This is a genomic window from Rhizobium album (assembly GCF_003122325.1).
Classification (GTDB): domain Bacteria; phylum Pseudomonadota; class Alphaproteobacteria; order Rhizobiales; family Rhizobiaceae; genus Metarhizobium; species Metarhizobium album.
In genome coordinates this window covers 160,029-185,184 of sequence record NZ_QFBC01000014.1, presented here as the reverse complement: position 1 = coordinate 185,184, position 25,156 = coordinate 160,029, and the positions used below count along the sequence as shown (strand labels likewise).

The window sequence follows — 25,156 nt, the reverse complement described above, 5'->3', positions numbered from 1 at the left end:
CGAAACCGCACCGACCTTCCTCATCCGCTATTCGTCCCTGCCAGTACATCCGTGGTCAAAGTCTAAAGCAAGTCCGGCGTTGCGAGCGGCAGATGGTTCCAGCGCTCGTCAGCAATGCCGACAGACAGTTATTTAGGAAGGCATTGCGTTGGTTTCAAGGCAACGACTAGACCGTTGGTACCGCAGCGTCCTGATGCACCAGCCCAGAACTCTTGAGCTCGACCCAGAATTCGTTCGGCATCTTGGTCTGCAGCGAATTCCAATCCTCCCTGATTTGACGGTCGCTGCCTGCACCCACGACAAGCGCAACGGCAACGTCGGGCGCGGCCGAGAACTGGATCGCGGCCGTGCGAAGATCAACGCCGTGGTTCTCGGCGACCTGACGCAGCTTGCGGCGCTTCTCGATGACTTCTGGCGGGATCTTGTAGTTTTCGGCACCGTAGTTGTACCGGGGGCTTCCGCCGATGAAGCCGGCGTTCAGGCTAGAGCCGATCACCAGGCCGACACCCTTCTCGCGCACCTTGGGAAATAGGTTCTCGACCGTGTCCGCGTGGTCGATCAGGGAATACTGGCGGGCGCACAGGCAGACGTCCGGATCGGCGTCTTCCATCACCTTCAGGATTGCCATCGGGGTGTTCACCCCGACGCCCCATCCTTTGATGATGCCCTCCTCCCGCATCTTCGACAGTTCCGGGAACGCGCCCTTGCGAGCGATCTCGTACTGCTCCTCCCACGGCCCCGGAAAGAAAGCGAAGTCCGGAGACAGATCGTGGACGAAGGCGACGTCGATCGCATCGATCCCCAGCCGCTGCAGGCTGTCCTCGATCGAGCGGCGGACGCCGTCGGCGGTATAGTCGATGACGAGATCGTTCGGAGAATCCGAGAGCGGATACATCTTCTCATGGCTGTTCGTCTTCGAGGCCTTCAGGAGCTTGCCGACCTTCGTCGACAGCAGAAAGTCATCTCGCTTCTGGTTATGAAGGAAGTGCCCGAACCGGCGCTCGGCGAGACCAAGCCCGTACCAGGGAGCGACGTCGTAGTAGCGGACGCCTACGTTCCAGGCCGTTTCCAGAGCGGCCTCGGCTTGCCTGTCCGTGATCTTGTTGAACTCGTTCCCGAGAGAGACGCCGCCCATCCCGAATTTGAACTCGGGCTTGTAGATGTCGCGGACGCGGCTTGAGAGTGCCATCGGCGGTTCCTTCCTGATTTTCGGCTACAGCGACAAAGGATGTCGTCGCGTCAGATCAGAACGATGCCGGAGCGGAATGGTTCGTCGAAAGTCGGGAAACACCTTCTGCGACTTTGAATCAAACTCTGAGCTCAGATTCCTAAGCCATTGAAAAATGATTCGTTTCGAGACGGAACGAATCACTCGCTCGCTCCTTTGATTCGCCATCCAAGTGATTCGGAGTAAAGCGTATGGCAGGGCATCGAGCGCAGTGGAAAGGCTTCCTGAAAGTCGGCGAGGTGAGCTGCGGCGTCGCGCTTTACACTGCCGCGTCGACCTCGGACCGCATCGCGTTCAACACAATCAATACCGCGACCGGCAACCGGGTGAACCGGGTCTTCGTGGACAGCGAGACAGAGGAACCCGTCCCGAAGGAACAGCAGGTGAAGGGTTTTGAGATCGACGACGGACGGTATGTCCTGATCGATCCGGAAGAGATCGCTGCGACCGTTCCAGATAGCAACAAGACGTTGGAGATCGAAGCGTTCATCTCCTGCGGCGCGGTCGACGACGTGTACTTCGACAAGCCATATTACCTTACGCCGGACAGGACGTCCGCCGACGCTTTCGCGATCCTGCGCGACGGCATGAAGGCCGACAAGGTCGCCGCCATCGCGCGTGCCGTCCTGTTCAGGAGGATGCGCACCGTTCTTATACGGCCGCACGGCAAGGGGCTGATCGCGACGACCCTGCAGTACGACTACGAGGTCCGGTCGGCGACGAAGGCCTTCGAGAGCGTGCCGAAGATCAAGATCGAAGGCGAGATGCTCGATCTCGCCAAGCACATCATCTCCACCAAGATCGGCGAGTTCGATCCGGCGACGTTCGACGACCGGTATGAAGAAGCGCTCGCCGCGCTGGTCAAGGCGAAGGTCGAAGGCAAGTCCCTGCCGAAGCGGAAGAAGGTCGAGGTCTCGCAGCCGAATGATCTGCTCGCCGCCCTCCGCGAAAGCGCGGGGCTGTCGAAGAAGTCCGAGGACAAACCGAACCGCACTGCCGCCAATGCCAACAAGGGCACTGTCCGGCAGCGCGCAGCGCGCGGAGCGGCCGAGAAGTCCGCCGTTTCCAAGGCCGCTCCGCAGCGCAAGGCCGGGTGAGGAGGAACGACAATGGCACTCCGTCCATACTGGAAAGGCTACCTGAAGCTCAGCCTCGTTACATGTCCGGTCGAGATGATGCCGGCGACGTCGGAGAGCGAGAAGGTCCGGTTCCACACGATCAACGAGAAGACTGGCAATCGGGTCATGTCCCAATACGTCGACTCGCTCACGGGCAAGCCGGTTCGCGACGACAAGCAGGGTAAGGGATACGCCCGCGGCGAGAACGACTACGTGGTGCTGACCGAGGACGAGATCGACGCCGTCGCCCTCGACACCGTCAAAACGATCGACATCTCCGGCTTCGTGCCGGCCGACAGCATTCCCTGGATCTACCTGGAGAAGCCGCATTACCTGACGCCCGGTGACAAGGTCGGGGACGAGGCGTTCTCGGTCATCCGCGAAGCCATGAAAGCGTCCGACGTGGTCGGCGTCTCCAAGCTGGTCGTCGGTCGCCGGGAACGCGCCGTGGTTCTGGAGCCGCGAGACAATGGCATCGTACTCTGGACCCTCCGGTTCGGCGACGAGGTCCGACGCGAAAACGAATACTTCGAGGACATCGACGAGGAAGCCGACGACGACGCCCTGCCCCTGGTGCGCAAGCTCATCAAGCAGCGAACGAAGGCCTGGTCGCCGACGATGGTCAGCGATCCGATCCAGGAGGCGCTGCTCGCGCTCATCGACGAAAAGAAGAAGTCTCTGAAGCCTGCGAAGAAAACGAAGGCGAAGAAGGACGACGCCGCTCCGGCATCCAACGTCGTGAACATCATGGACGTGTTGAGGAAGAGCCTCGAACAGGACCAGAAAAAGAAGAAGGCGAGCTGATGGACGACCTGAGAGATTTCGAAATCTGCGAGCCGGAACCCTTCATCTACTTCGAGAACGGCCAGTTCGCCGTAACAGACGGTTCGACTGTCTATCAGGTGATCGTCACCTGCGAGGCGATGAGAGCGACCGCGACACCGCCCGAGAGGTCGCTCCGTAGATTGGTGCGCTATGCCGGGTACTATCGCGACCTGGCTGCGGCCGCAATCCGACAGGGCGAGGACGTCGGCGAGAAGGTCTGGGTCAACGAGGCGATGGTCCGGTCGTCGCCTCCTCCGCGCGCTGCGTTCGCTGGAAGCCGATCCGGGCGCCATGCGATGCCTGCTGCCGTCAAGGATGCAGGACATGCCCAGCATCGTGCGTGAGTACAAAGGCTACCGCATAGCGATCTACAGCCCGAGCGACCATTTCGCCGTCATCTGCCCGCCGGGAAGCAATCGTGTCATCGACCTCAGAGAGAAGCAGCCGAGGGCAACCGTCGTCGAAGGGCCGTTGGCTTGCCTAGAGCGGGCGCAGGCGCTCGTCGAAAGCCTTCCTGCGGGCTTGGCCGACCGAACTCTGGGGACGACCGCCGAGAACGCGGCATTCTCGTCAGCACTCTGATGGACGAGGACGCCAGGGCCCCGACTGGTGCAAGAGCGACTTCGGATGGGCGTTCTCCATGAGCTGTTAGACGAACTGATCGGCGTCGTCCGGAACAAGCTCTGTACTTGCGCGGTTCCTGCTCGACGCCGCACACGAGGAGAGCAGCCGCATGAAGACGATGGGCATCGCATACGCCGGAACTTTGATTTCCTTCCTGTTGATTGACGCCCTCTGGCTCGGTCTCGTCGCCCGGAGCTTCTATCAGCGCCAGCTCGGCGACATGATGCTCCCCTCCCCGAACTTCGGTGTCGCCGCTGCCTTCTACCTGTTCTTCGCCATAGCTATCGTCGTGCTTGCCGTTCGCCCGGGTCTCGAAGCTGGCTCGATCTGGACGGCCGTCGGATACGCGGCGGTCCTCGGCCTGGCTGCCTACGGCACCTACGACATGACGAACCTGTCTACCCTCAAGAACTGGCCGGTTCCGATGACCATCGCCGATCTGATCTGGGGCACCGTCCTGACGAGTGTCGCCAGCGCATGCGGATATACTGCGACCCGCTACTTCGGCTAGCCGCATGATCTTCTTTACAGGCGACACGCATTTCGGCGACCCTCGCGTGCTTCGGATAGATCGGCGGCCGTTCTCCAACGTGGCGGAACACGACTCTGCGCTTATTGAAAACTGGAACGCGGTCGTCGGCACAGACGACGACGTGTGGCATCTCGGCGACTTCATGTCCGCGAGGGCTGGTGAATGCCCGGAGCTGCTGGCGGAGCTCAACGGCCGGAAGCATCTCATTATCGGCAACAACGATCCGGAGACGACGACCGGCGCGAAAGGCTGGGCCAGCGTCCAGCACTACGCGGAGCTTCAACCAGACGGCCATCATCTCATCCTCTGTCATTACGCGTTCCGCACCTGGAACCAGATGGGTAAAGGCTCGATAAATCTGCACGGCCACTCCCATGGGCGTCTCAAGCCCGTTCCCCGGCAATTCGACGTCGGCGTCGACGCCCAGGGGCTCCGGCCAGTTTTGCTCGCCGAGGTTCTCGCAAGTCGTAAAGGTGGGAAGGTCTTGGCCGCGGACGCGGCGCCTTGACCGAGCAGCAGAAGCTTGCCACATGCGCACTCCCCCATATACCGGCTCGAAAGACATAGGTGGCGACCTCGTGGCAGAACCGAATACGATAGATCACGACGAACTCCGAGCGGGTTCATACTACTGGGCACGCCGATGCGGTGCTGAAGATGCCGAAGTGGTGCAGATTTCCGATGTCTTTGGCCAGGATAGGCAGTTTTGGTCGGTCGCGGTGATGGGGTCGGACCAACATCATAGCCTGTCGGAATTTTCGTTCTTGATCCGGCTCGACGAGCCATGACGAGCGTCCAGCTTCGCGGTGCCTGCCAGAACGCTTACCGACGCTGTTCAGATTCAAATGCCGCTTGCTCGCAAGGTAGGTAGCTTTCTCTCCTTGTTCCCGGCTGGCCTTAGCGAGAACGTTGAGGGGCGGGGGGATGGGACCGTGTGGTTGCATCAGATGGAGACTGGTGCGGAACGAGGCTTACCTGCCTCGATTCCGACCGGCCCTGATCACATCTCGACCTTGGCGTTGTCACCCATGTCCGGACGCGAGCTGCTGACGGCTGCTGCCGCCATTTTGATGTAGCTGATGACCGTGCCGGGGCTGTCCCAATATTCCGCAGAGGACGGGGTGATCTTTAGCACCCGGATCGACGGATCGTCGGCACTGTCCCACCAAGCCTTCGCGGGCGTCGCCCAGAGGTCGTGGATCTTTTCACGGTCGTTCTGGACTTCAGCCGTGCCGGAGATCGAGACGTATTTCTGTCCTTTAGAATCCGCGAAGGCCAGGCACACATTCGGGTGACGGGCAATCTCGTCGTCCTTGTGGCTGGCAACATCTGTCAGAAAATAGATCGCGTTTTCGATCTCTTCGGCATGCGCCGACATCGGCCGGGCGCGCAGGTCGCTACCAGACTGGGTTGTGAGCATGCAGAACCCGATCTTCTCGACCAGCTTCCATACCTTGCCCAGATCGTCGTCTTCGTGTGCCATGTCTGTCTCCTTGTTGAGCCGGAGGAAACGAGAGGCCAAGAGCGATGTTCCATTTAATGTGAGCATCCGCGTAAGACGTTCATGGTCGTCTGCAGGAACAATCTGGCCCAGCGGAGGTTGTCGCAAGGCACCCCCGCAAACGGAGTCCATCCTCATGAAGAAGACCATCGCCTTCGCAGGCCTTGCCCTGCTGATCGCATCGCCCGTATTCGCCCAGTCCGCAGCCGAGAAGACCGGCGTGAACTCCATGCTCGGGATGGCCCCGAAGACCGAGGACTTCGTCGCAGAAGCCGCAACCAGCGATATGTTCGAAATCGAATCCAGCAAGCTAGCGCTGGAACGCTCCGACGATGCCACCAAGGCCTTCGCGCAGCAGATGATCGCCGACCACGAGAAAACCACCGGCGAGCTCAAGGGTCTGGTGTCGAGCGGAAAGGTCCAGGCCCAGATCCCGGCTGCGATGACCTCCTCACAGCAAGACATGCTGAACAAGCTGAAGGGCCTCCAGGGCGCCGACTTCACCAAGCAGTACCATTCGGATCAGGAAGACGCCCACAAGGACGCGGTCGATCTGTTCAAGCGCTACGGCGACGGCGGCGACAACGCCGACCTGAAGGCATGGGCCGCCACCACCCGTCCGGCGCTTGAGCACCACCTGCAAATGGCCTCCGACCTGAACAAGTAAGGTCGGATTTCATCGGACACTTTTAATAGAAAATACAAGGAGAGAGACATGACCCTCGAAGGAAAAAAGATTGCGATCCTCATCGCTCCTCGCGGTACGGAGGATGTCGAATTTGCCAAGCCGAAACAGGCCATTGAAGACGCAGGCGGGACAGTCGTCGTCATCGGATCGAAGGCTGGATCGGCCGATACCGTCAACGGCGATCTGGATCCAGGCAACAGCTACACGGTCGACAAGGCGGTGTCGGATGTGTCGGCGTCTGATTTCGATGGACTTGTGATCCCCGGGGGCAGCGTCGGAGCAGACAAGCTGCGCGGTGACGACAAAATCGTCGCCTTCGTTCACGACTTCTTTGCCCAGCAGAAACCGGTCGGTGTCATCTGCCACGGCCCTTGGATCCTGGTCGAAGCCGATGTCGTGAAGGGCCGCACCCTCACCTCCTATCCGACAGTCTCGACCGACATCCGCAATGCTGGCGGCAACTGGGTCGACAGGCAAGTCGTCACCGACAAAGGCCTGGTGACCAGCCGCAATCCGAACGACCTGCCGGCCTTCTGCGCGAAGATCGTCGAGGAATTCGCCGAAGGTCGTCACCCGGCGCAGGCTCGCAGCGCCTGATTGCTGAAATTGCCGGCGGCGCCATTGCGAGGCCGCCGGCGAATACCCCAGATAAGAAGGAAGAGATATGACCAACTATCCGACACCGCCCTTCCAGACGCCGCGCCAGCAGATGCCGGGATCGACCAACGCGATGTCCCCAGTTCCTGACCACGGCGAGGACACCTATCGCGGCTCCGGCCGACTTGCCGGAAAGAAAGCCGTCATCACCGGCGGCGACAGCGGCATCGGCCGGGCCGTTGCGATCGCGTTTGCGCGCGAGGGTGCGGACGTCCTAATCTCGTATCTCGACGAGGACAGTGACGCCGAGCAGACGCGGTCGTGGGTCGAAAAGGCCGGACAGAAGGCTGTGCTGGTCGCCGGCGACATTCAGAGCGCCGAGCACTGCCGGCATATCATCGATACCGCCGTCACCGAGCTGGGCGGTATCGACATCCTCGTCAACAATGCGGCGCATCAGGCAAGCTTCTCGGATATCGGCGACATCAGCGACGAGGAATGGGAGCTGACCTTTAGGACCAACATCCACGCGATGTTCTATCTGACGAAGGCCGCCGTCGCGCACATGAAGCCCGGAAGCGCCATCATCAACACGGCGTCGATCAATGCCGATAGTCCAAGCCCGCACCTGCTCGCCTATGCGACCACCAAAGGAGCGATCCAGAATTTTACGGCCGGCCTGGCACAGATGCTGGCGGACAAGGGCATCCGTGCCAACGCGGTCGCGCCCGGCCCGATATGGACGCCGTTGATCCCGTCCACCATGCCGGACGAGAACGTTAAGAACTTCGGCAAGCAGGTTCCGATGCAGCGGCCGGGACAGCCGGCAGAGCTCGCCACGTCCTACGTGATGCTCGCCGATCCGCTATCGAGCTACGTCTCCGGCGCGACGATCGCCGTTACTGGTGGCAAGCCGATCCTTTGATTTCCTGTTCAATCCCCTCCCCGCGCTGGGGAGAAGATTTCTCTTACAATCTGAAAGAGATCCGCCATGCTGATGAACATCTTGCAGCCACGGTACCAGGACCAAATCGGACGTCTGCAACTCGCCGATGGATCCATGCTGTGGAACGTCTATGTCACCACGGGTGCCATCGAGAAGCTCTCGAATGCGGCAGCCGACGAGGCAAGTCTTGGACAGATGGCGGATGCGCTACGAGAAATCGCAAGTGACAAGGTCAGGACGGGGCAGACGCTTTCCGACACGATCTGGATCAGGTCTCTCGACATTCATAAAGCACACTGAGGATGAACAGATGAAGAGCAAGGAACTCGGCGACACGAACCCCTGGAGCGAACGGAACTGGGTGCTGGTCCTCGACGAGGGCGAGGAAGCGTTCGACGCAATGTCCCGCTTCGCGCAGGAGAACGAGATTGCTGGTGCGTCCCTCACCGCGATCGGGGCGTTCCGCTCGGCCACCCTCGGCTTCTTCGACTTTGCAACGAAGAAATACAAGGAGATCCCGGTGGACAGTCAGACGGAAGTCCTGAGCGCCATCGGCGATGTCGCCGTCGGTGACGACGGCAAGGCCAGTCTGCATCTGCACGCCGTGCTCGGGTTCGAGGACGGCTCGACGAAGGGAGGCCACTTCATCAGAGGAGTCGTCCACCCCACTCTCGAAATCATCATCCGCGAAAGCGCGGTGGGCTTCCGGCGCAGGAAGCGAGACGATCTCGGCATCGCCCTGATCGATCTCTGACTGCCGCTCCGATGAAGATCGCCACCTACAATGTGAACGGCATCCGGGGCCGGCTCGATATCCTTTTGAGGTGGCTGAAGGACGACAGACCGGACGTCGTCTGTATTCAGGAACTCAAGACGATCGAGTTTCCTTCCAAAGAGATCGAGCATGCCGGATATGGTGCCGTCTGGCAGGGCCAGAAATCGTGGAACGGCGTCGCGATCCTCGCGCGCGGCCGGGAGCCGCTTCTCACCCGGAAAGGCCTGCCCGGTGATCCCGACGATACCCACTCCCGATATATAGAGGCGGCGGTCGACGGCGTCCTTATCGGATGCCTCTATCTTCCGAACGGCAATCCGGCTCCAGGCACGAAGTTCGACTACAAGCTTCGCTGGTTCGGACGACTCCACGACTATGCCGCAGAACTCCTAGAACTCGACATTCCTGTCGTCTTGGCTGGCGACTACAATGTGATGCCGACCGACCTCGACGCCTACAAGCCGGAACGATGGAAGGACGATGCACTCTTCCGGCCGGAAGTCCGGCGGGCCTATGCCGATCTCGTCGCGCAGGGCTGGACGGACGCCGTGCGGAACCTCCACCCCGACGAGCGCATCTACACGTTCTGGAAATACTGGCGGAACAGCTTCGAGCGCAACGCTGGTCTCAGGATCGACCACTTTCTCCTGTCGCCAACCGCCGCCCCATGGCTGCGGTCGGCCTCCGTCCGTCGGAAGCCGCGCGGATGGGAACACACGAGCGACCACGCACCGGTCATGATCGAGCTCGATGTGCCGGCGACGGATGCCGATCTGATAGTTCTTTGCGCAGAAGGTTGAGCATCGTTGATTTGCCCGAACCCCAAGGACCTTCGATTCCGATCACCATGCCGTCGCCTTCGGTGGCGGCGATCAACGACGGCGCTAGCTTGCCCGCAATCCCAGCGAAGCCGAACTCATCCTGTTCATCGCTTTCCAAGGCACGGTCGGAGTCGGGTTTAAGCATAAGTGAGCACCAGAACGTCAGCGAGGGTACAAACGGTGATCTGTATTCTTGAATTGTCTGGTGGTGTTGGACCGGACTCACCTGCTCAACATCATTCATTGCTCGCCGGCTTGTAGCATGCGTTAAAGGAAAACCTCTCCGACGTGCCGTCAACGCGAGTTACCCAAAAGCACCGCGTACCGAAGTCGGCAGCTCGCACATGAAATGATTGGATTCCAGAACCGATCTTAGCCGCCGCCTCAGGATGTCTTTGTACAGCTAAAGTCATAAATTGGGCATCGGCAGCATCAATTGTTTCACCAAGACGGTATTTGTAGAGGATGCTGCGGAAGCGCTCGCGCGCCTGTGCCTGAGTCGTGAAGACCTCTTCGCCAATAACAATATCCTGCCGCCGCCGCCATCACATCCTCGGGTTTCGTATCAGAGAAAGTTCAAGGTCCCTTTTTCCAGGGTCGAAAACCGTCCGACAAAGAGCTGCTCCGGTATCTCGCTCCACGGCATGGCGGTAGCAAGTATGACCTGGTGCTCGACCGCGGAGGCCGCCGAGGTTTCGATGACCTGCCGTTGGAAGTTGTGACTGCGGGCTTGCTCCATCCCTTTGTCTTCCGTGATGTCGATCATCAGGAAACGTGGGTGGCGGAACTCGGGGTCCTTCAGGGCAGCCGCCAAAAAACCAACGAGAAATGCGGTCTTGAGTACGACACGCGAGCTTGCAGAGAAATACGTGTGATCATCGACGGTGATCGAATTTTTCCCGAACGAGAAGTCGACACGCTTGGGATCGACGAACGAGTCCTGACGCTTCAGGTCACCCTTAAGTATTCCTATCGTCTCCCGCTCGATGGCGGCTCTCGCAATACGAAGCCTGTCCGTTTGGCTTCTTTTCAGCGACTGGATTTTGCTGTCCAGATCCTTGATAGAAAGATCAAGGCTTTCTCGTCTCGCCGAGAGATCACCGATTTTATTGGCGAGTTTGACCTGGGCTTCGACATCCTCGATCGACTTGTCGATGTAGCCAAGTTGCCGATGTAACTCCCTGATATCCTCGCGTACCTTGGAGGTCGGTCGCGCGGTGATCGCCGCAAGTTCCCGCGACTTTGCGGTCCAAGCGGTTTTCAAACTCTCGACCTTCGACACTTGTGTTTTCAGCCGTTCGCCGCGGATACCCTGTAGCCGTTCGGACTGCTTAATCTGGATCGAGAGCTCGTTGATAATCCCGGTGACACGATCGCGCGCTCTATCAGGGTCGATCGGCGTTTTGCAAAGGTGGCAGGAGAAGGCATGCTCCTCTGCCTCAAGAACGTCGGCATAGCACGCCGGACATGTTGTGAAGTGCACATCGGGAACGATGTCCGCTGCCAGCCTCGCGTCCCTCAGGGCATCGACCTTCCGCCTCAAGCTCTCGATGAAGGATTGCGAGTCTGACATCTCAAACTCAATCCCGCTTAAAGCTTCCTGCGCCGCTGCGAGATCCTGCTGTAGTTTTTGGACGGCATTGTAGAGTTCTTTTTGCTGCGTCAGCGTCAGCCTGTCGGAGGCAGCAGAGGAATAGAATAGCTCTTCCTTTTGCGTAATCGATTCAAGCACCCGCTCGCGTTCAGCTAAAAGTGACGCTCGTTTCTGCGAAATCCATTCGAGCCCCAGACTTTCTTCCCCGCCGACAACCCTGAAAATACTCCTGAGCTCGGCCGAAACCTCCTGCAGCTCTCGCTCTTTCACGCGGCGCAGCTGCTGCGACTCGTAGATCGCCGTATCAAAGGCACCGCAGAGTAGGTTCCCGATAGCTTCCCGCAGGTTCTCCGGATCATAACCTTCAAATCGAAAAAGGCTGTCTGTCGGCGAGAGCTGGTCGGCGTACAGCAATCGGAGAATCTGATGCATGGTAATGCTTGACGTGCCCTCAACGGCTACATCAGGCATGCCAAGGAGACGGAACAGAGCTTGCGAGAAACTCTCTTTGGTTTGCGACCTGGAATATGAGTAACGGAGCCAGGATTCTATCGGCGCTTCGACGGCTGCCTCATAGCGCCCGCCAAAAATTTCCATATCGGATTGGGATGCGGCGTCGATCTTACGTCTTAGAACGGCTGGATTGCCGTTCAACTCCACTTCCAGCCAAACGTGATCGCACAGGAGGGCGTGGCCGCTCCAGTCGAGTTTGCTGAGGTCACCACCAAGCCCAAAAAAAATGAAGTTGAGGATCGTCGACTTTCCCGAGGAGTTGTCTCCACGGACCACGTTTACGCCGACATGAAATCGCTCATCGTAGGCGATGTGCACGCCACGCTTCACGACCAGACGGCGAACGATCAAACAAGGGTCAAACCGGATCATAGCGATACTCCAGCAACCCACTTCTTGCTTTCAGGCCATCACGACCATTAAGGGCGTATCGTTCATTGATCTCACGTAGTATGCCGATGATATCGGGCATTGTACCATTGAGCTCCTGGCACCGCTGCTCGACCTCATCAGAAACGGGATCGGCGACAAACAGCACTTGGTTTCGCGTCCATTCCTCCTCAGAGATGATCCCGACCCTGGCCAGACTGCCGGCAGCCGCCTTTTGGAAGACGGCCATCCTCTCGAAAAGAGAATTATCGTCCGGTAACTCACCGTACGGCTTCAATCTGGTATATCTTCTGCTCACGGCTCTCCAACGGGTGTCGTCCGCAAAGAAATGAAGGTTTTGCAGCCGGTACGGATGGAGCAGGTAGAAGTCGAGAATGCGAAACTTATCGTACGGGACGGCACGTTCAAGTTTGCAGCCAAAGAACAGACGCAGGAAGCGAAAAACAGTGTGGTAGGGATCGAACGCCTCGTTGTACGATAGCTGCGTCATGCGATCGCCCTCTGGGCGTGGTGCCATCGGATGAAGCACTGCTCGGCCAGCCAATAGACCATGCCGAACACGACGTTGTGGCTGACGATCATAAGGTCACTGCTGCATTCCTCCACGATGGGATTAACGATGCGGTCCATGATCATCGCGTTCATCTGTCCTTCCGAAATTTTCGGAATCTCGGGATAAATCACATGTGAGAATTCTGTCTCGGCCTTCGCCAAAACGTGGACAAAGATCATTTGTGCCGAGGAGTAGAGTGACCACCGCTCAAGCAACTTTACGAACATTTCTTTTTTCTCGATCGCATCATCATAATAATGATACATATTGGCCGCGATCAACTTGTTCTCAAGGCCTTCGACACCATCCTGGGCGCGGCGCAGGTGATATCGCGCCAGCTCATCAATCGTGATTTTTGTCTCGTCGCTCGCGTCGTATTGCTCCTTCAGGCGCAGGAGCAATCTCTCGATTTTGCCTTTCGGCGACTCGATCTTGGTGATCTTGTCACGACCGACGATATCGCCATCAGCGCAAGCGTTCGTTTGGTTGACCGAATTCATAGGCGGGCTTACGAACCGTGCGAGGTCTTATCGCGCCCTACAATGTCTCCACCGGCTTTCGCACGACTTTGATCGACCGCGGTCCCGTTGGTCCCGGCGCGCAATGTCTTTGTGACTTGATAGGTTATCAGCGCTCCGCCGAAACCGCCGGTCAACAACCCAAGAACAAAATTTGAGACGTCGAATGTGAAGTTCATAGCTACCCCCGATTAGTAAAACCTACGCCCTGTCAGATGTGATTTGTCAACAACCTGGAAGGGATTCTCTCTGTTATTCTTCACGTTACAGGGAAAGCGGCGGCTAGGTCTTCGACGCTGCCGCTGACGCATCCACCCGCGTTAGAAGCTGAAAGATTGGTTTCAACGGGCTGAGCGATTGAGAGTTAAAACCGGATCGACACTGTCAGAGAACTGGTTGATTTCTCGCACCCAAGTAATGCACCTGACAGTAGAACAAAATGTTTAGAGTATCCCCCACGCTCGAAACCTCCCCCTCCCCGTCATCTCCCTGAGGCCGAGTTCCAAAACGATCCGCCGCGCCGCCTGCGGCGTCACCTCGAGCGTCTTCGCCACCATCCCGGCCGAAACCAGCGGACGTGCCATCACAAGTTCAACGAGTTCCGGCAATTTCGAAGACGTTCGTCTTCCCGCCAGTTTGCGTTCCATCATCTGCCGGGCCAACGTCAGCCGGTCATGCTCTTTCATGCCGATCTCGGCGGCCGCCAACATACCATGTGCGATGGCCAGCAGCCGGGTTTCGCGATCACGATGCCGGCGCCGATCGACGGCGATGGTTTTGAGGCCAGGATTGATAGCAGCGAGATGAGCGCCGGTGGTAACGCCGGCCTGACGCAGGATCGACGCGGCAAACAGTCGGCCGAGCCAGGGCGCGTGCTGCAGCACGGACAGTTCATTCCAGGCATCGAGGGCGACGATCGCCTGCAGCACCGCCGGCAAGTCTTGAGCCTGCCGCAGGACGCCGCGCCATTCGTCGAGCCGAGCATCCTCATCCCAGTCGAGATCATAGATCATCGGATCTTTTTCTTGAACACGGCCACGGCCGGGCTGTTTGGCACTCTCGATCGCAGCCTCCGATCGGGCGAGAACCGCATCGATGGCCGCATAATCAACGCCGGGCAGATTCTCCGTGTCGTCAGCCGCGTCCCCCTCCGCTTCTGGATCGAGGGCAGCCGCGCGTCGAATGACCCCGGCCGTCTCCACCTCGCCCGCACCCGCCGACGTGATGTCCGATGTTTGTCGCAAAGTTCGGATACCCTCGACCGACAACGCCCAATCCGACGACTGGCCAGAAATCCGCCGGCGGGTGCGGAGCACGTCGCGGGCGATGGTGAGTTCGTGGGTTGGGGTGCGGGTATCGCGAAAGGCGTCGTGGAGGACGAGGTCTTCGAGATGGACGAGCTCGCCGTCGATCCAGAGCGAGGCGCAGGCGTCGGCGAAATTTTGCCGCTCGGGGAAGCCTGCGCCGACCGGTGAGCGTGAAATGCGCTCGTCGAGACGGGTGAGCGCAACACCGGCGTCGAAAGCCGGGCGCATCAGGGCTGTCATGCTGATTTTCGTGAGATCGTAAGCCATTGATATTATGGTAAACGATTTGCTAAACGAACTCTATAGCGATATTGTAGTTCGCCACATGGTATGATTGCTGGTTCGCTTTGTAACCATCGATAACAAACGTTTATCGATGCAAGATTGTTTTGGCGACGGCGGTTGTTTAAATTCGGCTCGGATCACGCTAAGCTCGGGGGAGAAAATCAGGAGGTTGAGCGATGGTTGACAGAGATCTGACAACGCGCGGAAATGGCAGGTCTCCTCATGACCTGTTTGTCGGATGCCTTTGGGCCCTTGCGTTCATCGGACCGATTACTTTCGCGCCATACATTTCGGTCCTCAACTGGATATCTCTCGGCTCTTTTGCGGCGTTGCTGTTCATGATCTTCGTGCTGCTTGCCCTGCTTTCCGACGTCTGGGGCATCATGCCGGCGTTTATTACACGCCTGGAGGCTAACCATCGTAATCGGCACGCGCATGAGGCTTACGATATACCCGTTCGCTTCGCTGTCGCACCGATTCGGCTGTTAGGTTTTTCACGGCTCACAGCAATCAGAACGGATACGGGTCAAGAGCTTGGCCTTTGGGCTCTGAAATCCAAACGCAAGGGCAATGAACACGAGCGGCGAGCCTGATGCCACGGATCGGCACATTAATAACGCCGGAGAGGCCGTAACCCATGGAAGATCGCGTCCATTTCGCTCTCGAAAAGCTGCTCAACGTCGCGCATCGCGATACCGGCCAGAGCTGGCGCGTCGCGAATTTTCTGCTGGCCTGTGGAATGCCGACGTGCATGGCGGTTTCGACCTCGCCGATCTCGATCCAGAAATCTGCGAGGACATGATCACCGTCTTAACCTACATCGCCCGCGAGGAAACGCTGCCCTATCCGGATGCCTACAAGCCGGAGATGGTTGCAATCATCCGCCGCTGGCGGCCGCATGTCGAGATCGACTGATGGCGCCGCCGCGGAAGTCCGCCAGCTTGAGCGGCGTCGAACGTCGCGCCGTCGAGCTCGACACGATTGCTTCGGTTCTGCCGATCGACCGCCGGGATGAACTGGCCGAACTGCTCACCGACAGCGACGTGGAAACGCTGCGCCATCTCGTCAACGAAGGCATGGGCGCCAATACGCTGCGCGCGATCACATCCGATCTCGCCTACATCGAGGCCTGGGCTCTGGCCGCTACGAAGAGATCGCTGCCCTGGCCCGCGCCGGAGGCGCTGCTGCTGAAATTCGTCGCGCAGCATCTGTGGGATCCGCAGAAGCGCGCGACCGATCCCGATCACGGCATGCCAGCCGATGTCGTCGATAACCTGCGCGGCCAAGGCTTTCTGAAATCGACCGGACCGCATGCACCGGCAACCGTGCGACGCCGCCTGGCCAACTGGTCGACGCTGACCAAATGGCGCGGGCTCGACGGTGCCTTCGCCTCCCCTCCCCTCAAATCCGCCATTCGGCTCGCTGTTCGCGCCGTACCCCGGAAGCGAACCCGCAAGAGTGCCAAGGCTGTCACCGGCGATATTCTGGCAAAAATGCTGGCGACCTGTTCCACCAACAGTCTGCGCGATGTCAGGGACCTGGCGATCCTGATGGTGGCTTTTGCTTCCGGCGGCCGCCGGCGCAGCGAGATCGCCGGGTTGCGCGTGGAGCAATTGACCGAAGAGGCGCCGATCGAGGTGGCTGACGGCTCTACCCTCCCCTCACTTGCCATCCATCTCGGCCGCACCAAATCGACGAATGGTGAGGAAGACGATGTCGTTTATCTCACCGGCCGACCGGTCGAGGCTCTCCGTGCGTGGTTGGCGGCAGCGAAAGTTGACAGGGGTAGTGTCTTCAGGGGGATCGGGCGTTGGGGCACAGTCTCGAAGCGGGCGCTCGATCCGCAATCGGTCAATGCGATCCTAAAGCAGCGGGCGGAGCTGGCCGGGTTGGATCCTGGCGAGTTTTCCGCACATGGATTGCGATCGGGGTACCTGACGGAAGCCGCCAATCGCGGCATCCCCCTCCCCGAGGCGATGGAGCAGTCACGCCATCGATCGGTACAACAGGCATCCAGCTATTACAACAATGCCACGCGACGCAGTGGTCGCGCAGCGCGGATGCTTTAATCGTATGTCGGCTCCCAAGATAACAAGCCCGCAATCATCCTAAAAATGAACGTCGCCTTGTTTGATTTTTAGAACGCCACCGCTTGCGTTTCGGAAGCCGATGCTGAAATTGCCCGTCAAACCAAGAGAGAACAAATCAATGCCCGTCCATCCTGATTTGTTGTCGTGGCGATAGGTACGTACTTCCTTGCCGTTCGCGTCAGCAAATACCCAATCGAACGGACCGGCGTTGACGAACTCCACATCCACTCCCCTCGGTCTGGTGAAGACTCGCTTGCTATCGATCCAGAGTTCGCCGGAGAATTCTCCGGGGCCGAAATGGTAGTCATCCATGCTTACCCTCCCTCGTCTTCGATAATGAGTCGAATATGCTCGGCCCTCCGAGAAAGGCCGCGGACCGCATTTGCACTTAAGGCTTCCTCAGACCCAGCCTTTCGAACATCGGGCCAGCATCAGGATCTTTTCCATAAAACTGACGGAAAAGAACGTCGTAGTCCTCGGCTCGGGCCTTGGCAAGAATGAGCTTCCTGAAGCGTTCGCCGTTTGCACGGGTCAGTCCACCATGTTCTGAAAACCAAGCATAGGCATCGTCCGCGAGGAGCGCGGTCCACGGATAGGCATAATAATTTGCGGCGTAGCCGTTCGACCATATGTGTGCGAAATAGGTTGAGTGATAGCGTGGAGGCACTCTTCTGAAATCGGTGTGCGTGTCCCTTAAGGCTACGATCTCAAACTGATTGGTATCTCGTGGCGGGTTATCGGCGGAAATCGAGTGCCATTGCTGGTCGAGCGCTGAGGCCGCGAGATATTCCGAGAGCCAATAGCCCTTATCCCAGCTCTGTGATTTTCGGAATGTGTCGACCAGATCGGAGGGTATCGGCTCGCCGGTCTCAAAATGAGTCGCATAGTTTCTCAAAACTTTGGGCTCGAGCGCCCAATGCTCGTTGAATTGAGATGGAAATTCTACCCAGTCGCGAGCAGTATCGATGCTGGATAAAGAGGGATAGGTATTTTCGGAAAACAGAAGATGTAACGCGTGGCCGAACTCATGAAACAGCGTCGTCACATCGGTAAAGCTCAAGAGAGCTTTTTGCCCAGACGCCGGAGCCGGGAAGTTCGCTATACTGAAAACGACCGGCCGTCTTGCCAACAGCTTTGAGCCTTTGACCAGGTTGCCACTCCACGCGCCTCCCTGTTTACCGGCACGAATGAAGCAATCCAGGTAGACCAGACCCAAAACTGCGCCATCTGTGTCGAACACTTCAAACACGCGAACACTCGAAGCGTAGACGGGCAAATCTTTTCGCTCTTTGAAAGAAATCCCATAGAGCTCCGTCGCCGCATAGAAGAGGCCATTCTGGAGAACATTTTCGAACTCCAAATACTCCCTGAGACGGGCATCGTTCACCGCATATTTCTTGTCTTTCACCCTGGCTGAGTAGTACTGCCAATCCCAGGGCTCGAGAGGGAAGCTCTGACCCGTCTGATCGATCTCTGCCTGGATCTCAGACGCTTCCTCCCCTGCCTTCATAGAGGCCGGCGGAACGAGATCGGCAATAAATCTTCGTACACTGTCCGGCGTTTTCGCCATCTGATCTGCCAGTGCATAGGACCCGAAATCTGCAAAACCCAGCAGTTTTGCCTTTTCCGCTCGCAGCGCGGCGATCTACGTGATGATCTCACGTGAATCGTTGCTGTCTCCCCTTTCTGCCCGCTTCACCGAGTTCGTGAACAGCTGTTCTCTTGTACTGCGATCTGTCAAAGCAGCGAGTGACGGCTGCTGAGTTGTGTTTTGCAATGGAATAAGGAATTTGCCTCGCTGACCCTCCGCAGTCGCCTGCTCGGCCGCCATATCGATCTCGCCCGCACTCAGACCGTCTAGGGCCTTTGGAGAGTCAACGATCAAAGCCCCGGCCTTCGAAGCACCCCTGAGCGCTGCCGTAAATTGCGATTCAAGGTCAGCCAATTGGATGTTAGCTTGCCGGAACTGCACTTTGTTTGCCACCGAGAGCTCAGCACCAGATCGAACAAAATCGAGATAATAGATCTCAAGCAGCCGATTGGCTTCTTCGTCGAGCCCAAGCGTGGCCCGCTTCTCGTAGATTTCGCGAAGCCGTCCAAATAGTTTCTCATTAAGGTAGATCGAATTGTTTGCGTCGGCAGTTTTTTGCGAGACGCTTTTGTCAATTGCCTCCATCGCACTGTCGCCTTGCGCAGCAAAGACAGTGTAAAAGATTGCTTCCACCCTTTGCAGGCTCTGGCCAGCCCTCTCCAGCGCCATGATGGTATTATCAAAGGTAGGAGGCTCGGAGTTGTCCGCTATGCCTGCGATTTCGGCGAGCTTGAGGCGAATTGCCTCTTCGAAGGCCGGTTCGTAATCTGACGTTACGATCTTGTCGAAGGCCGGCGCCTGCAAGGGTAGCGGACTCGGCTCCAAGAGTGGATTTGATAGAGCAAGCTGAGGCATAAAACTCCCCGAAATCGCGATGAAAATCATTGCTGTGATTGTCACTATGCGATGCGTTCCCAAAGACGTCCCCCCTTTGAGTGTTGCCGGCATAATTGTCCCAGCAGAAATCTACAACTGACATCAAACGGACGCTAGTGACCTCCCTACTTTTATTATGCGATTGCAACGCAAGAACTGCGCGGTCATGGGGGAGGGGTCATCGCTCTTGGTGGAGTTGAACAGCTTTAAAACGGCGGTGAAAAATAGAGCGTTGACGCGTACAAGCTGGATTGAGATCCAGAAATGAAGCTCTGCTGTGGGCGCCAGCAGCGTCTACGCAGTTGCGCCCGTTAAAAGGATCGCGATGAGGGTAGGGCGGACAAGAAATGCTTCGCATGTGGTTCTTAGAACCGACGAGGTGACTATCCGGCGCTGGCCTTCCAACTTCTAAGGGTTACGGTCTTAGCCGTTTGAACGCCGATAGATCGTGTCAGCACAATTTCCGCCTTTAAAATCGACATACGGAAAACGCAAATCACCAGTTCTGGATTGCTGTTGGTGGTGAATGGGGATCAATGGGAGAGCAGTTCGCCTCGACGCTTCGCCAAGTAAGCCTTTCCGTCAGCGGTAATATCGAATACGAGTTGTGCCACCATCATTCGTGGCGTGATGAATCCATGGTCGAGGAAGACCTTGACGACGCCCTTGTCCGGGCGCATCTGCTGATCGTCGAAATCAAAGCTGGCGGGGAACGAATTTTCCGCCAAAGCAATTTTTGAATGTTTGGCGATTTCGAGATACAGAGCGAGAGCCGCCACGTGACGCAGACTACCAGGACTTTCGCTTTGCGGGTCTGAAGTCCACCAGGCCAGGCTGTGAGGTTGATCCCCCAGCTTTACCACCGATAGCGGCGTGCTGTCGCCAGAATACAGCGATGAACCCAAACGTTTGGCGAAAGCCGATCGTTGCAGAATCCTCATCTTCTAATCTCCCGAAAGCAAGGTAGGTGCTGATGCCCGGCGTGCGGAAAACTTGTCAGCCGTTTTTTTTCGCATTTTACGTATACAATTCCGATAGTTATGAGGTTTGAGCATGCTTTTTCCGTTCTTTTGCCTTTACGATCTCTCACTCAATCGCGTATCAGCCAAGATCACCGATCAACCCGTCAGCCGCGCACTGTCTCCATTCGCCCTGAGCAAGGCAATTAGCATCGGGCCCAGTGAGAACTCACCGTCCTCGGCCCGCCGTGTCAGCACGCGAAGGTATCCTCCCGGTGACTTTATGTGGTTCGCTCGCTCGAAAATGCAGGCTATTGCCACTGCGGCATTTTCAGGGCCCATTGCGCTGCACGCATCCTCATAAGCGGAAGGACTGACACCCAGCATCGAGCGGATGAGGACAGCAGCGCTCATCAGGTCGCGCCAGTTTGAGATCGCTCCACCCTTTCCATAATCGATTATTTGCGGGCATGCCCTTAGAACCATACCCAGCGGAAAAGATTTGATTGGGTCGACCCTTCGCGGTTTCGCCGTAGGCTTCACATCCAACGGACCTGATCCAACTACCGGCCTTTCGCCCTGCTCTTTTTCAGAGCTCGGTTCAAATTCATGGATTAAGTCGGGTTTTGAATTCTGTATGTGACGGCCATTTTGGTCATCATTGCCATCCGTATTTTCGGATTTAAGCTGCATTTCCAGTCTGTTGACGACTTCTTCGCGTAGAAGGCTCATCTCATCGAGCGTATTTTCAAGTTGAAGGCGGGTAGGGGACCTCGGTAGGCGTCCGACAATGCTAAGATATGTGTTCTCGACAGCCTGCCAATCACCTGCCGCGCCCTCCTCTAATGCGGCAGAAATAAGCTTGCGAACATCGCGTCTGCAGATGGTAAGAGCCTCTTTTATCCGGCGAAACTTGAGATGCTCAGCGGCAACGTTTTGGGCAAGGGCCGCGAATTCTGCCGCGCGTGCCACAAGCGGGGTAAGGGCAAATCCGAAGGCATCCTCGATCGCGCCGTCACCATTGCGATGCGCGTAACGCTTTCCATTCGGGCTGTCTCGACGCTGAACAAGCCCAGCCTCAACTAGCGCCGCCAAATGCCGTCGCAGTGTAGTGCCAGTGATCCCATGAGCACGCACCGACAATTGTGCGTTCGAAGGAAACACGACAAGGCCGTGCTCCGCGTCGAGTTCGGTCTCTGGATAGAATGTAAGCAGGGCGTCAAGGACCGCAAGAGTTCGATCCTGCAGGCCAAGGCGTTCTCTGGCCTGGCAGACGTCGCGAAACACTTTCCACTTATCGACGCGAATGCTGATATTCGCGCCCGATATGTCAAGTTGATCCTTGACCAGCGCAAGCGACATCGCTCGCCGCCCGAAGGGCGTCGTCACATGTCCCGATTGCATCTCTCTCTCACCTTTCTCTAGGCAAAAGAAATACGCTCACCAAATCGGTGCCAAAGACTCTTGACTGTGATTCCGGGAAATGCGATTCTCGATCTTGCTACGGATAACGAGAGAGGCTTCCACGGTTTACCGTTTGGGGGCCTTTTTCTTTTGCGGTTCAGTCTCCGTTTGTATCTGTTTTGGACTGCCTGTACTCGTTGTAGAGTTGGTCCATTCGGCTCGAGAGCCAATCGCCAAACGGTCTTGCTTCGATACTCGTGAGTTCGATTGCAACCTTTTTGGCCTTGGCGTTCATCGATAAATTCAAAGATTGGTCGCTCGAGGTCCACTGCATGGCAGAGCTGCTGACCTTTGGCTTCTTAGCAGACGATTTCTCCTTGTACTTCTTCAGGTACTCATGAAGGTCATCAAACTTTTCATCTTCAGGAAGCGCCGCGAATTTAGCGGTCTGCGCGTAATCAGACGCGACACGCAAAAGGGCAGGGGCGAGCAGCAATTGGCGCAAGCTCAGCCATTTATCACGACCGATTTTCCTGGATGCTCCGAGGGCTCTGACAATTGGGGGAGGGACCACATCGACGACACCAAGCATTTTCGAGAGCATTGCTTCATCGATAGCAAGAGCTGAGCGGACGATCTCTTTCGTCATACCCGTCGCAATCAAGTTCTGCGCGAAGAAAGCACGTTCGATGAAAGACAGGTTGGATCGCGCGGAATTTTCCTGACCTTGGGCAATCGCAGAAGTGATATCATCGAGCTTCTTGACCACCGCCTTGACCGGGATGCCAAGTTCGCGTGCGACCTTCAGCCGGCGATGGCCGAACACGACCATGTAGCGTTGCCTGTCAGTTGAACTCGGCCGAACCAGGATCGGCGTCGTCTGTCCCGCTTCCTTGATCGCCTGCTTAAGTTCTTGATACTCTTGCCCATCGTCGGAAAGACGATCTGCGACGAGGGAGACGTCGAGTGACTGAGGATCCAGTTCGACAATGACCTCACCTTGCATCAGTTTCTTCGTGTTCTCTGCAAGATCCTCGATCGACTTGACGACCGTCTTCGCTGCACCCGTCATACCGTAGCCAGGCTTGGTCGGTGTGTTATCAGCCGTGATCGCTGCCATATCCAATTTTGCGAACGGGTTCTCACGCGCCATAGCGGGCCTCCGGGCTGAACATCAACTGCGACAAGGCACTGTAATACAATGCGAAAGCACCGATAAAAACGGCTGACAAGTCTCTCATTTCCGCCCCCATGCGGTGTGGATGAGTTCCATGATTTCACCATTGGCCGCATTCAGGCTTTCCATTGCGCGATCGTAGGTCGACCGGACAAAATCGCCGCGCTCGACCTCGTACAAGGTCTGCTTCTTGATCGACGCGTCAGAAATGGCTGTCGATTTCAAGACATGATTTCGCAGCATCTGCTGAGCGAACATCGATTGCATGAAGCCGACCATTTGCGTCTGCGGAATATCAGTCGGCTCGTAACGAGTGACGAGATAGCGAAACCAATCAACACGAATTTCTGCACCGGCTTCGGCAACAGGGGTCATGATACCCCCCAGCATCATCAGAAATTGGCTCATCGACATGATGTCCAGCATTTGCGGGTGTATCGTAATGACGATACCAGTCGAGGCCATTAGTGCGGTGATTGTGAGGTAACCAAGCTGCGGCGGGCAGTCGATGACGACAACATCATATTTGGCGTCGACCTCCTTAAGGGATTCAACGATACGCATATGAAAGAGTCGGCCCTCGTCTCCCTTTTTCGAGGAGATCGCGAGTGGTACGTCATACTCATACTCTTGCAGGACAAGATTGGCAGGGACGACATCCAAGCCTGGAATGTTGGTCGCTTGGATCACGTCAGCGATTGATTTGCGCTCATCGTCGAAACGAAGCGCTTCATACAACGAGTCCGTATTGTCGAGTTCTGGCTGAATCCCGAACAACGAGGTAAGCGATGCCTGGGGGTCGAGGTCTATCGCGAGGACGCGATGGCCGGTAAGCGCGAGATATTGTGCGAGGTGAGCAGCCGTCGTCGTCTTACCGCTCCCGCCCTTGAAATTCACGACCGACACGACCTGCATGGGTTCGCCTTCGCGCCGGCGAGGAACGTAGTAGCGCTTGTCTGACTTCTTATTGGCTTCGAGATACTCTCTCAATTCAAGCATCTGGTCCGCTGTGTAGTAGCGGCGCCCGCTGACAGATTCGATCTCCGGCCCCTTGCCCTCCGAATGGAGTTGACGAAGGTGGCTTTGCGTCACCCCCATGAAGTCAGCGACTTCGCCGAGCTGAAACTTACGCAACCCCTTGCGAGCGTCTGGAGGATATTGTTGGCTGCGCAGCATATGCAACGCGTTCGAGATCTTCGAGCCTTGCTGGGCAATCTCTACGTCAAATCGGTTGGGCTGCGGCTGGGTCATTTGGCAAACTAATTCCCGGGTGGCTACACTTTCGAAAAAATGGCCACATAGCCATCAATTGCGAAACTATCATCCGATTCTGCCTGCTCGACAAGGAAATTAAAGTTAACAAGATCTTAAGATGGTATTGCAGCGTCCCGCGCTCAGGGTGAAATCGTTATATTTCAGTAACTTACGGCAAAGCAACCCTGAGATGAGGCCATATCAATCTTGTGAGTCAGTGAACGGCGCAGAACGAAGAGCGGCCGGGATCCGGGCAAAAGTGTAGAATCACCTCTGACAATGTCAGGCTGTGACCCTACACACGACAATGCGGCAGCGTTCTAACGGACCACCATTGGTATCGGTACAAGCTCCTTTTCAGCGCAGCTAAACTTCTGCGCCTCCCGCAATAGTGTTGATAACCGGTAGGGAGGATGGCGCACCAAAAGTCGTGTTCGGTAGCTTTCGGATCTCGTCGATAAACTGCTGCAGGTGATTTGCTGTTGCTTCGTAGATGTCATGGTTTAGGACGACTGCCGCGCTAGACTGTGCCTTGATTTCGCTTATACCAAGCGGAATCCATTTGTCTGGATCCTTGCTGTCGTAATCTTTCGTGTCCACATTCCATTTGTAAATTCCGAACCCGAGATCGGCTGCGACCTTACGCACTGTCGCATCCAGCGCACCTGTTGGCGGGCGGAACCATTTCTTATAAGTCGAGAGCTTGCTGAGTGGGACGTCCGCTTTCGAGATCTCCTCCTTGATCTGTGCTTCGGGAAGTCCCTCCAAGACCCTATGGGTATAGGTGTGGTTGCCTATCAAGTGACCCGCCTTGGCAACTGCTTCAGCGGTGGACTTGTGCAGTTCCGCGAGATTGCCGACCATGAAAAACGTAGCTTTGATGTTGTTGTCCTTCAGGCATTTCAAGACGACTGGCGTCTTTAAAGGATTGGGACCATCATCGAAGGTAAGCCATACTGTGCGTGCCATTGATGTCTTCTCCATGTTAAC

At 57.1% G+C, this 25,156-nt stretch carries 31 protein-coding genes and 1 pseudogene; 16 read left to right on the top strand and 16 right to left on the bottom strand.

Annotation, left to right across the window (positions count from 1 at the left end; genetic code table 11):
• Positions 1-166: 166 nt before the first annotated feature.
• Positions 167-1,189: an aldo/keto reductase gene (locus DEM27_RS24815; protein ID WP_109460927.1), complete on the bottom strand. Its 1,023-nt coding sequence runs from the start codon at positions 1,187-1,189 to the stop codon at positions 167-169.
• Between the two features lie 230 nt (positions 1,190-1,419).
• Here DEM27_RS24815 and ku (DEM27_RS24810) point away from each other — a divergent pair, with 230 nt between their 5' ends.
• The 7 genes from ku (DEM27_RS24810) to DEM27_RS24780 all read left to right on the top strand — a co-directional run bounded on the left by ku (DEM27_RS24810) (position 1,420) and on the right by DEM27_RS24780 (position 5,115).
• On the top strand, positions 1,420-2,325 hold the full coding sequence (gene ku / locus DEM27_RS24810; RefSeq protein WP_109460926.1) for a non-homologous end joining protein Ku: 906 nt from the start codon (positions 1,420-1,422) through the stop codon (positions 2,323-2,325).
• A gap of 12 nt (positions 2,326-2,337) precedes the next feature.
• The gene (ku, locus tag DEM27_RS24805) at positions 2,338-3,150 is read left to right on the top strand and encodes a non-homologous end joining protein Ku (RefSeq protein ID WP_109460925.1); all 813 of its coding nucleotides are present in this window, start codon (positions 2,338-2,340) and stop codon (positions 3,148-3,150) included.
• Positions 3,150-3,515, top strand: coding sequence for a hypothetical protein (locus tag DEM27_RS24800; protein ID WP_109460924.1), 366 nt, complete (start codon positions 3,150-3,152; stop codon positions 3,513-3,515). Before ku (DEM27_RS24805) ends, DEM27_RS24800 begins: the two co-directional genes overlap by 1 nt.
• Positions 3,496-3,753, top strand: a complete 258-nt coding sequence (locus DEM27_RS24795; RefSeq protein WP_109460923.1) for a hypothetical protein — start codon at positions 3,496-3,498, stop codon at positions 3,751-3,753. The genes DEM27_RS24800 and DEM27_RS24795 overlap by 20 nt, the downstream gene beginning before the upstream one ends.
• 151 nt (positions 3,754-3,904) lie before the next feature.
• Entirely contained in the window at positions 3,905-4,306 is a 402-nt protein-coding gene (locus DEM27_RS24790) for a DUF2177 family protein (RefSeq protein ID WP_109460922.1), read from the top strand.
• Positions 4,307-4,310: 4 nt separating this feature from the next.
• On the top strand, positions 4,311-4,835 hold the full coding sequence (locus DEM27_RS24785) for a hydrolase (protein WP_109460921.1): 525 nt from the start codon (positions 4,311-4,313) through the stop codon (positions 4,833-4,835).
• A gap of 22 nt (positions 4,836-4,857) precedes the next feature.
• Entirely contained in the window at positions 4,858-5,115 is a 258-nt protein-coding gene (locus DEM27_RS24780; protein ID WP_245446088.1) for a hypothetical protein, read from the top strand.
• 212 nt (positions 5,116-5,327) lie between these two features.
• Here the strand turns inward: DEM27_RS24780 and DEM27_RS24775 are convergent, their stop codons facing one another.
• Positions 5,328-5,810, bottom strand: coding sequence for a pyridoxamine 5'-phosphate oxidase family protein (locus DEM27_RS24775; RefSeq protein WP_109460920.1), 483 nt, complete (start codon positions 5,808-5,810; stop codon positions 5,328-5,330).
• A gap of 154 nt (positions 5,811-5,964) precedes the next feature.
• Between DEM27_RS24775 and DEM27_RS24770 the strand changes: the two genes are divergently transcribed.
• From DEM27_RS24770 to xth, 6 genes are all read left to right on the top strand, one after another.
• Positions 5,965-6,495 (top strand): DUF4142 domain-containing protein, encoded by a 531-nt coding sequence (locus DEM27_RS24770; protein WP_109460919.1) that lies wholly within the window; start codon positions 5,965-5,967, stop codon positions 6,493-6,495.
• A gap of 48 nt (positions 6,496-6,543) precedes the next feature.
• Positions 6,544-7,113 carry a type 1 glutamine amidotransferase domain-containing protein gene (locus tag DEM27_RS24765; protein ID WP_109460918.1) on the top strand — a complete coding sequence of 190 codons (570 nt, stop codon included), beginning with the start codon at positions 6,544-6,546 and terminating at the stop codon, positions 7,111-7,113.
• Positions 7,114-7,180: 67 nt separating this feature from the next.
• Complete coding sequence (locus DEM27_RS24760) at positions 7,181-8,038, top strand: SDR family oxidoreductase (RefSeq protein ID WP_109460917.1); 858 nt, start codon at positions 7,181-7,183, stop codon at positions 8,036-8,038.
• A gap of 66 nt (positions 8,039-8,104) precedes the next feature.
• Positions 8,105-8,359, top strand: a complete 255-nt coding sequence (locus DEM27_RS24755; RefSeq protein ID WP_109460916.1) for a hypothetical protein — start codon at positions 8,105-8,107, stop codon at positions 8,357-8,359.
• A gap of 10 nt (positions 8,360-8,369) precedes the next feature.
• Entirely contained in the window at positions 8,370-8,813 is a 444-nt protein-coding gene (locus DEM27_RS24750; RefSeq protein WP_109460915.1) for a PPC domain-containing DNA-binding protein, read from the top strand.
• A gap of 11 nt (positions 8,814-8,824) precedes the next feature.
• On the top strand, positions 8,825-9,634 hold the full coding sequence (gene xth / locus DEM27_RS24745; protein WP_109460914.1) for an exodeoxyribonuclease III: 810 nt from the start codon (positions 8,825-8,827) through the stop codon (positions 9,632-9,634).
• On the opposite strand, the gene DEM27_RS35100 is transcribed toward xth, so the two are convergent.
• The 6 genes from DEM27_RS35100 to DEM27_RS24710 all read right to left on the bottom strand — a co-directional run bounded on the left by DEM27_RS35100 (position 9,570) and on the right by DEM27_RS24710 (position 14,806).
• The gene (locus tag DEM27_RS35100; protein WP_109460946.1) at positions 9,570-9,800 is read right to left on the bottom strand and encodes a P-loop NTPase fold protein; all 231 of its coding nucleotides are present in this window, start codon (positions 9,798-9,800) and stop codon (positions 9,570-9,572) included. The two genes, xth and DEM27_RS35100, sit on opposite strands and share 65 nt — an antisense overlap.
• Before the next feature lie 91 nt (positions 9,801-9,891).
• Positions 9,892-10,122, bottom strand: coding sequence for a DCL family protein (locus DEM27_RS34760; RefSeq protein ID WP_280954534.1), 231 nt, complete (start codon positions 10,120-10,122; stop codon positions 9,892-9,894).
• Positions 10,123-10,220: 98 nt separating this feature from the next.
• The gene (locus DEM27_RS24730) at positions 10,221-12,134 is read right to left on the bottom strand and encodes an ATP-binding protein (RefSeq protein ID WP_109460912.1); all 1,914 of its coding nucleotides are present in this window, start codon (positions 12,132-12,134) and stop codon (positions 10,221-10,223) included.
• Entirely contained in the window at positions 12,121-12,642 is a 522-nt protein-coding gene (locus DEM27_RS24725) for an ABC-three component system middle component 5 (protein WP_109460911.1), read from the bottom strand. Before DEM27_RS24725 ends, DEM27_RS24730 begins: the two co-directional genes overlap by 14 nt.
• The gene (locus DEM27_RS24720) at positions 12,639-13,205 is read right to left on the bottom strand and encodes an ABC-three component system protein (RefSeq protein ID WP_109460910.1); all 567 of its coding nucleotides are present in this window, start codon (positions 13,203-13,205) and stop codon (positions 12,639-12,641) included. The genes DEM27_RS24725 and DEM27_RS24720 overlap by 4 nt, the downstream gene beginning before the upstream one ends.
• Before the next feature lie 461 nt (positions 13,206-13,666).
• Positions 13,667-14,806, bottom strand: a complete 1,140-nt coding sequence (locus DEM27_RS24710; RefSeq protein WP_109460908.1) for an RHE_PE00001 family protein — start codon at positions 14,804-14,806, stop codon at positions 13,667-13,669.
• A 185-nt stretch (positions 14,807-14,991) separates the two neighbouring features.
• Here DEM27_RS24710 and DEM27_RS24705 point away from each other — a divergent pair, with 185 nt between their 5' ends.
• The 3 genes and pseudogenes from DEM27_RS24705 (at position 14,992) to DEM27_RS24695 (ending at position 16,884) form a co-directional block, all read left to right on the top strand.
• Complete coding sequence (locus tag DEM27_RS24705) at positions 14,992-15,408, top strand: hypothetical protein (RefSeq protein WP_109460907.1); 417 nt, start codon at positions 14,992-14,994, stop codon at positions 15,406-15,408.
• Positions 15,409-15,452: 44 nt separating this feature from the next.
• A pseudogene (locus DEM27_RS35275) lies at positions 15,453-15,730 on the top strand (DUF7673 family protein).
• Complete coding sequence (locus tag DEM27_RS24695) at positions 15,730-16,884, top strand: site-specific integrase (protein ID WP_109460906.1); 1,155 nt, start codon at positions 15,730-15,732, stop codon at positions 16,882-16,884. Before DEM27_RS35275 ends, DEM27_RS24695 begins: the two are co-directional and overlap by 1 nt.
• A 39-nt stretch (positions 16,885-16,923) precedes the next feature.
• Here the strand turns inward: DEM27_RS24695 and DEM27_RS24690 are convergent, their stop codons facing one another.
• From DEM27_RS24690 to DEM27_RS24655, 8 genes are all read right to left on the bottom strand, one after another.
• Entirely contained in the window at positions 16,924-17,217 is a 294-nt protein-coding gene (locus DEM27_RS24690) for a hypothetical protein (RefSeq protein ID WP_109460905.1), read from the bottom strand.
• A 76-nt stretch (positions 17,218-17,293) separates the two neighbouring features.
• Positions 17,294-18,541, bottom strand: coding sequence for a M3 family metallopeptidase (locus tag DEM27_RS24685; RefSeq protein ID WP_280954533.1), 1,248 nt, complete (start codon positions 18,539-18,541; stop codon positions 17,294-17,296).
• A 9-nt stretch (positions 18,542-18,550) separates the two neighbouring features.
• On the bottom strand, positions 18,551-19,396 hold the full coding sequence (locus tag DEM27_RS24680; RefSeq protein ID WP_128755564.1) for a hypothetical protein: 846 nt from the start codon (positions 19,394-19,396) through the stop codon (positions 18,551-18,553).
• A 509-nt stretch (positions 19,397-19,905) separates the two neighbouring features.
• Complete coding sequence (locus DEM27_RS24675; protein ID WP_109460902.1) at positions 19,906-20,313, bottom strand: hypothetical protein; 408 nt, start codon at positions 20,311-20,313, stop codon at positions 19,906-19,908.
• 177 nt (positions 20,314-20,490) lie between these two features.
• Positions 20,491-21,735 (bottom strand): plasmid replication protein RepC, encoded by a 1,245-nt coding sequence (gene repC, locus DEM27_RS24670; protein WP_109460901.1) that lies wholly within the window; start codon positions 21,733-21,735, stop codon positions 20,491-20,493.
• A 157-nt stretch (positions 21,736-21,892) separates the two neighbouring features.
• Positions 21,893-22,888: a plasmid partitioning protein RepB gene (gene repB, locus DEM27_RS24665; RefSeq protein WP_109460900.1), complete on the bottom strand. Its 996-nt coding sequence runs from the start codon at positions 22,886-22,888 to the stop codon at positions 21,893-21,895.
• Positions 22,889-22,972: 84 nt separating this feature from the next.
• Positions 22,973-24,163 carry a plasmid partitioning protein RepA gene (gene repA, locus DEM27_RS24660; protein WP_109460899.1) on the bottom strand — a complete coding sequence of 397 codons (1,191 nt, stop codon included), beginning with the start codon at positions 24,161-24,163 and terminating at the stop codon, positions 22,973-22,975.
• Between the two features lie 369 nt (positions 24,164-24,532).
• Positions 24,533-25,135 carry a polysaccharide deacetylase family protein gene (locus tag DEM27_RS24655; protein WP_165823577.1) on the bottom strand — a complete coding sequence of 201 codons (603 nt, stop codon included), beginning with the start codon at positions 25,133-25,135 and terminating at the stop codon, positions 24,533-24,535.
• Between the last annotated feature and the right edge of the window lie 21 nt (positions 25,136-25,156).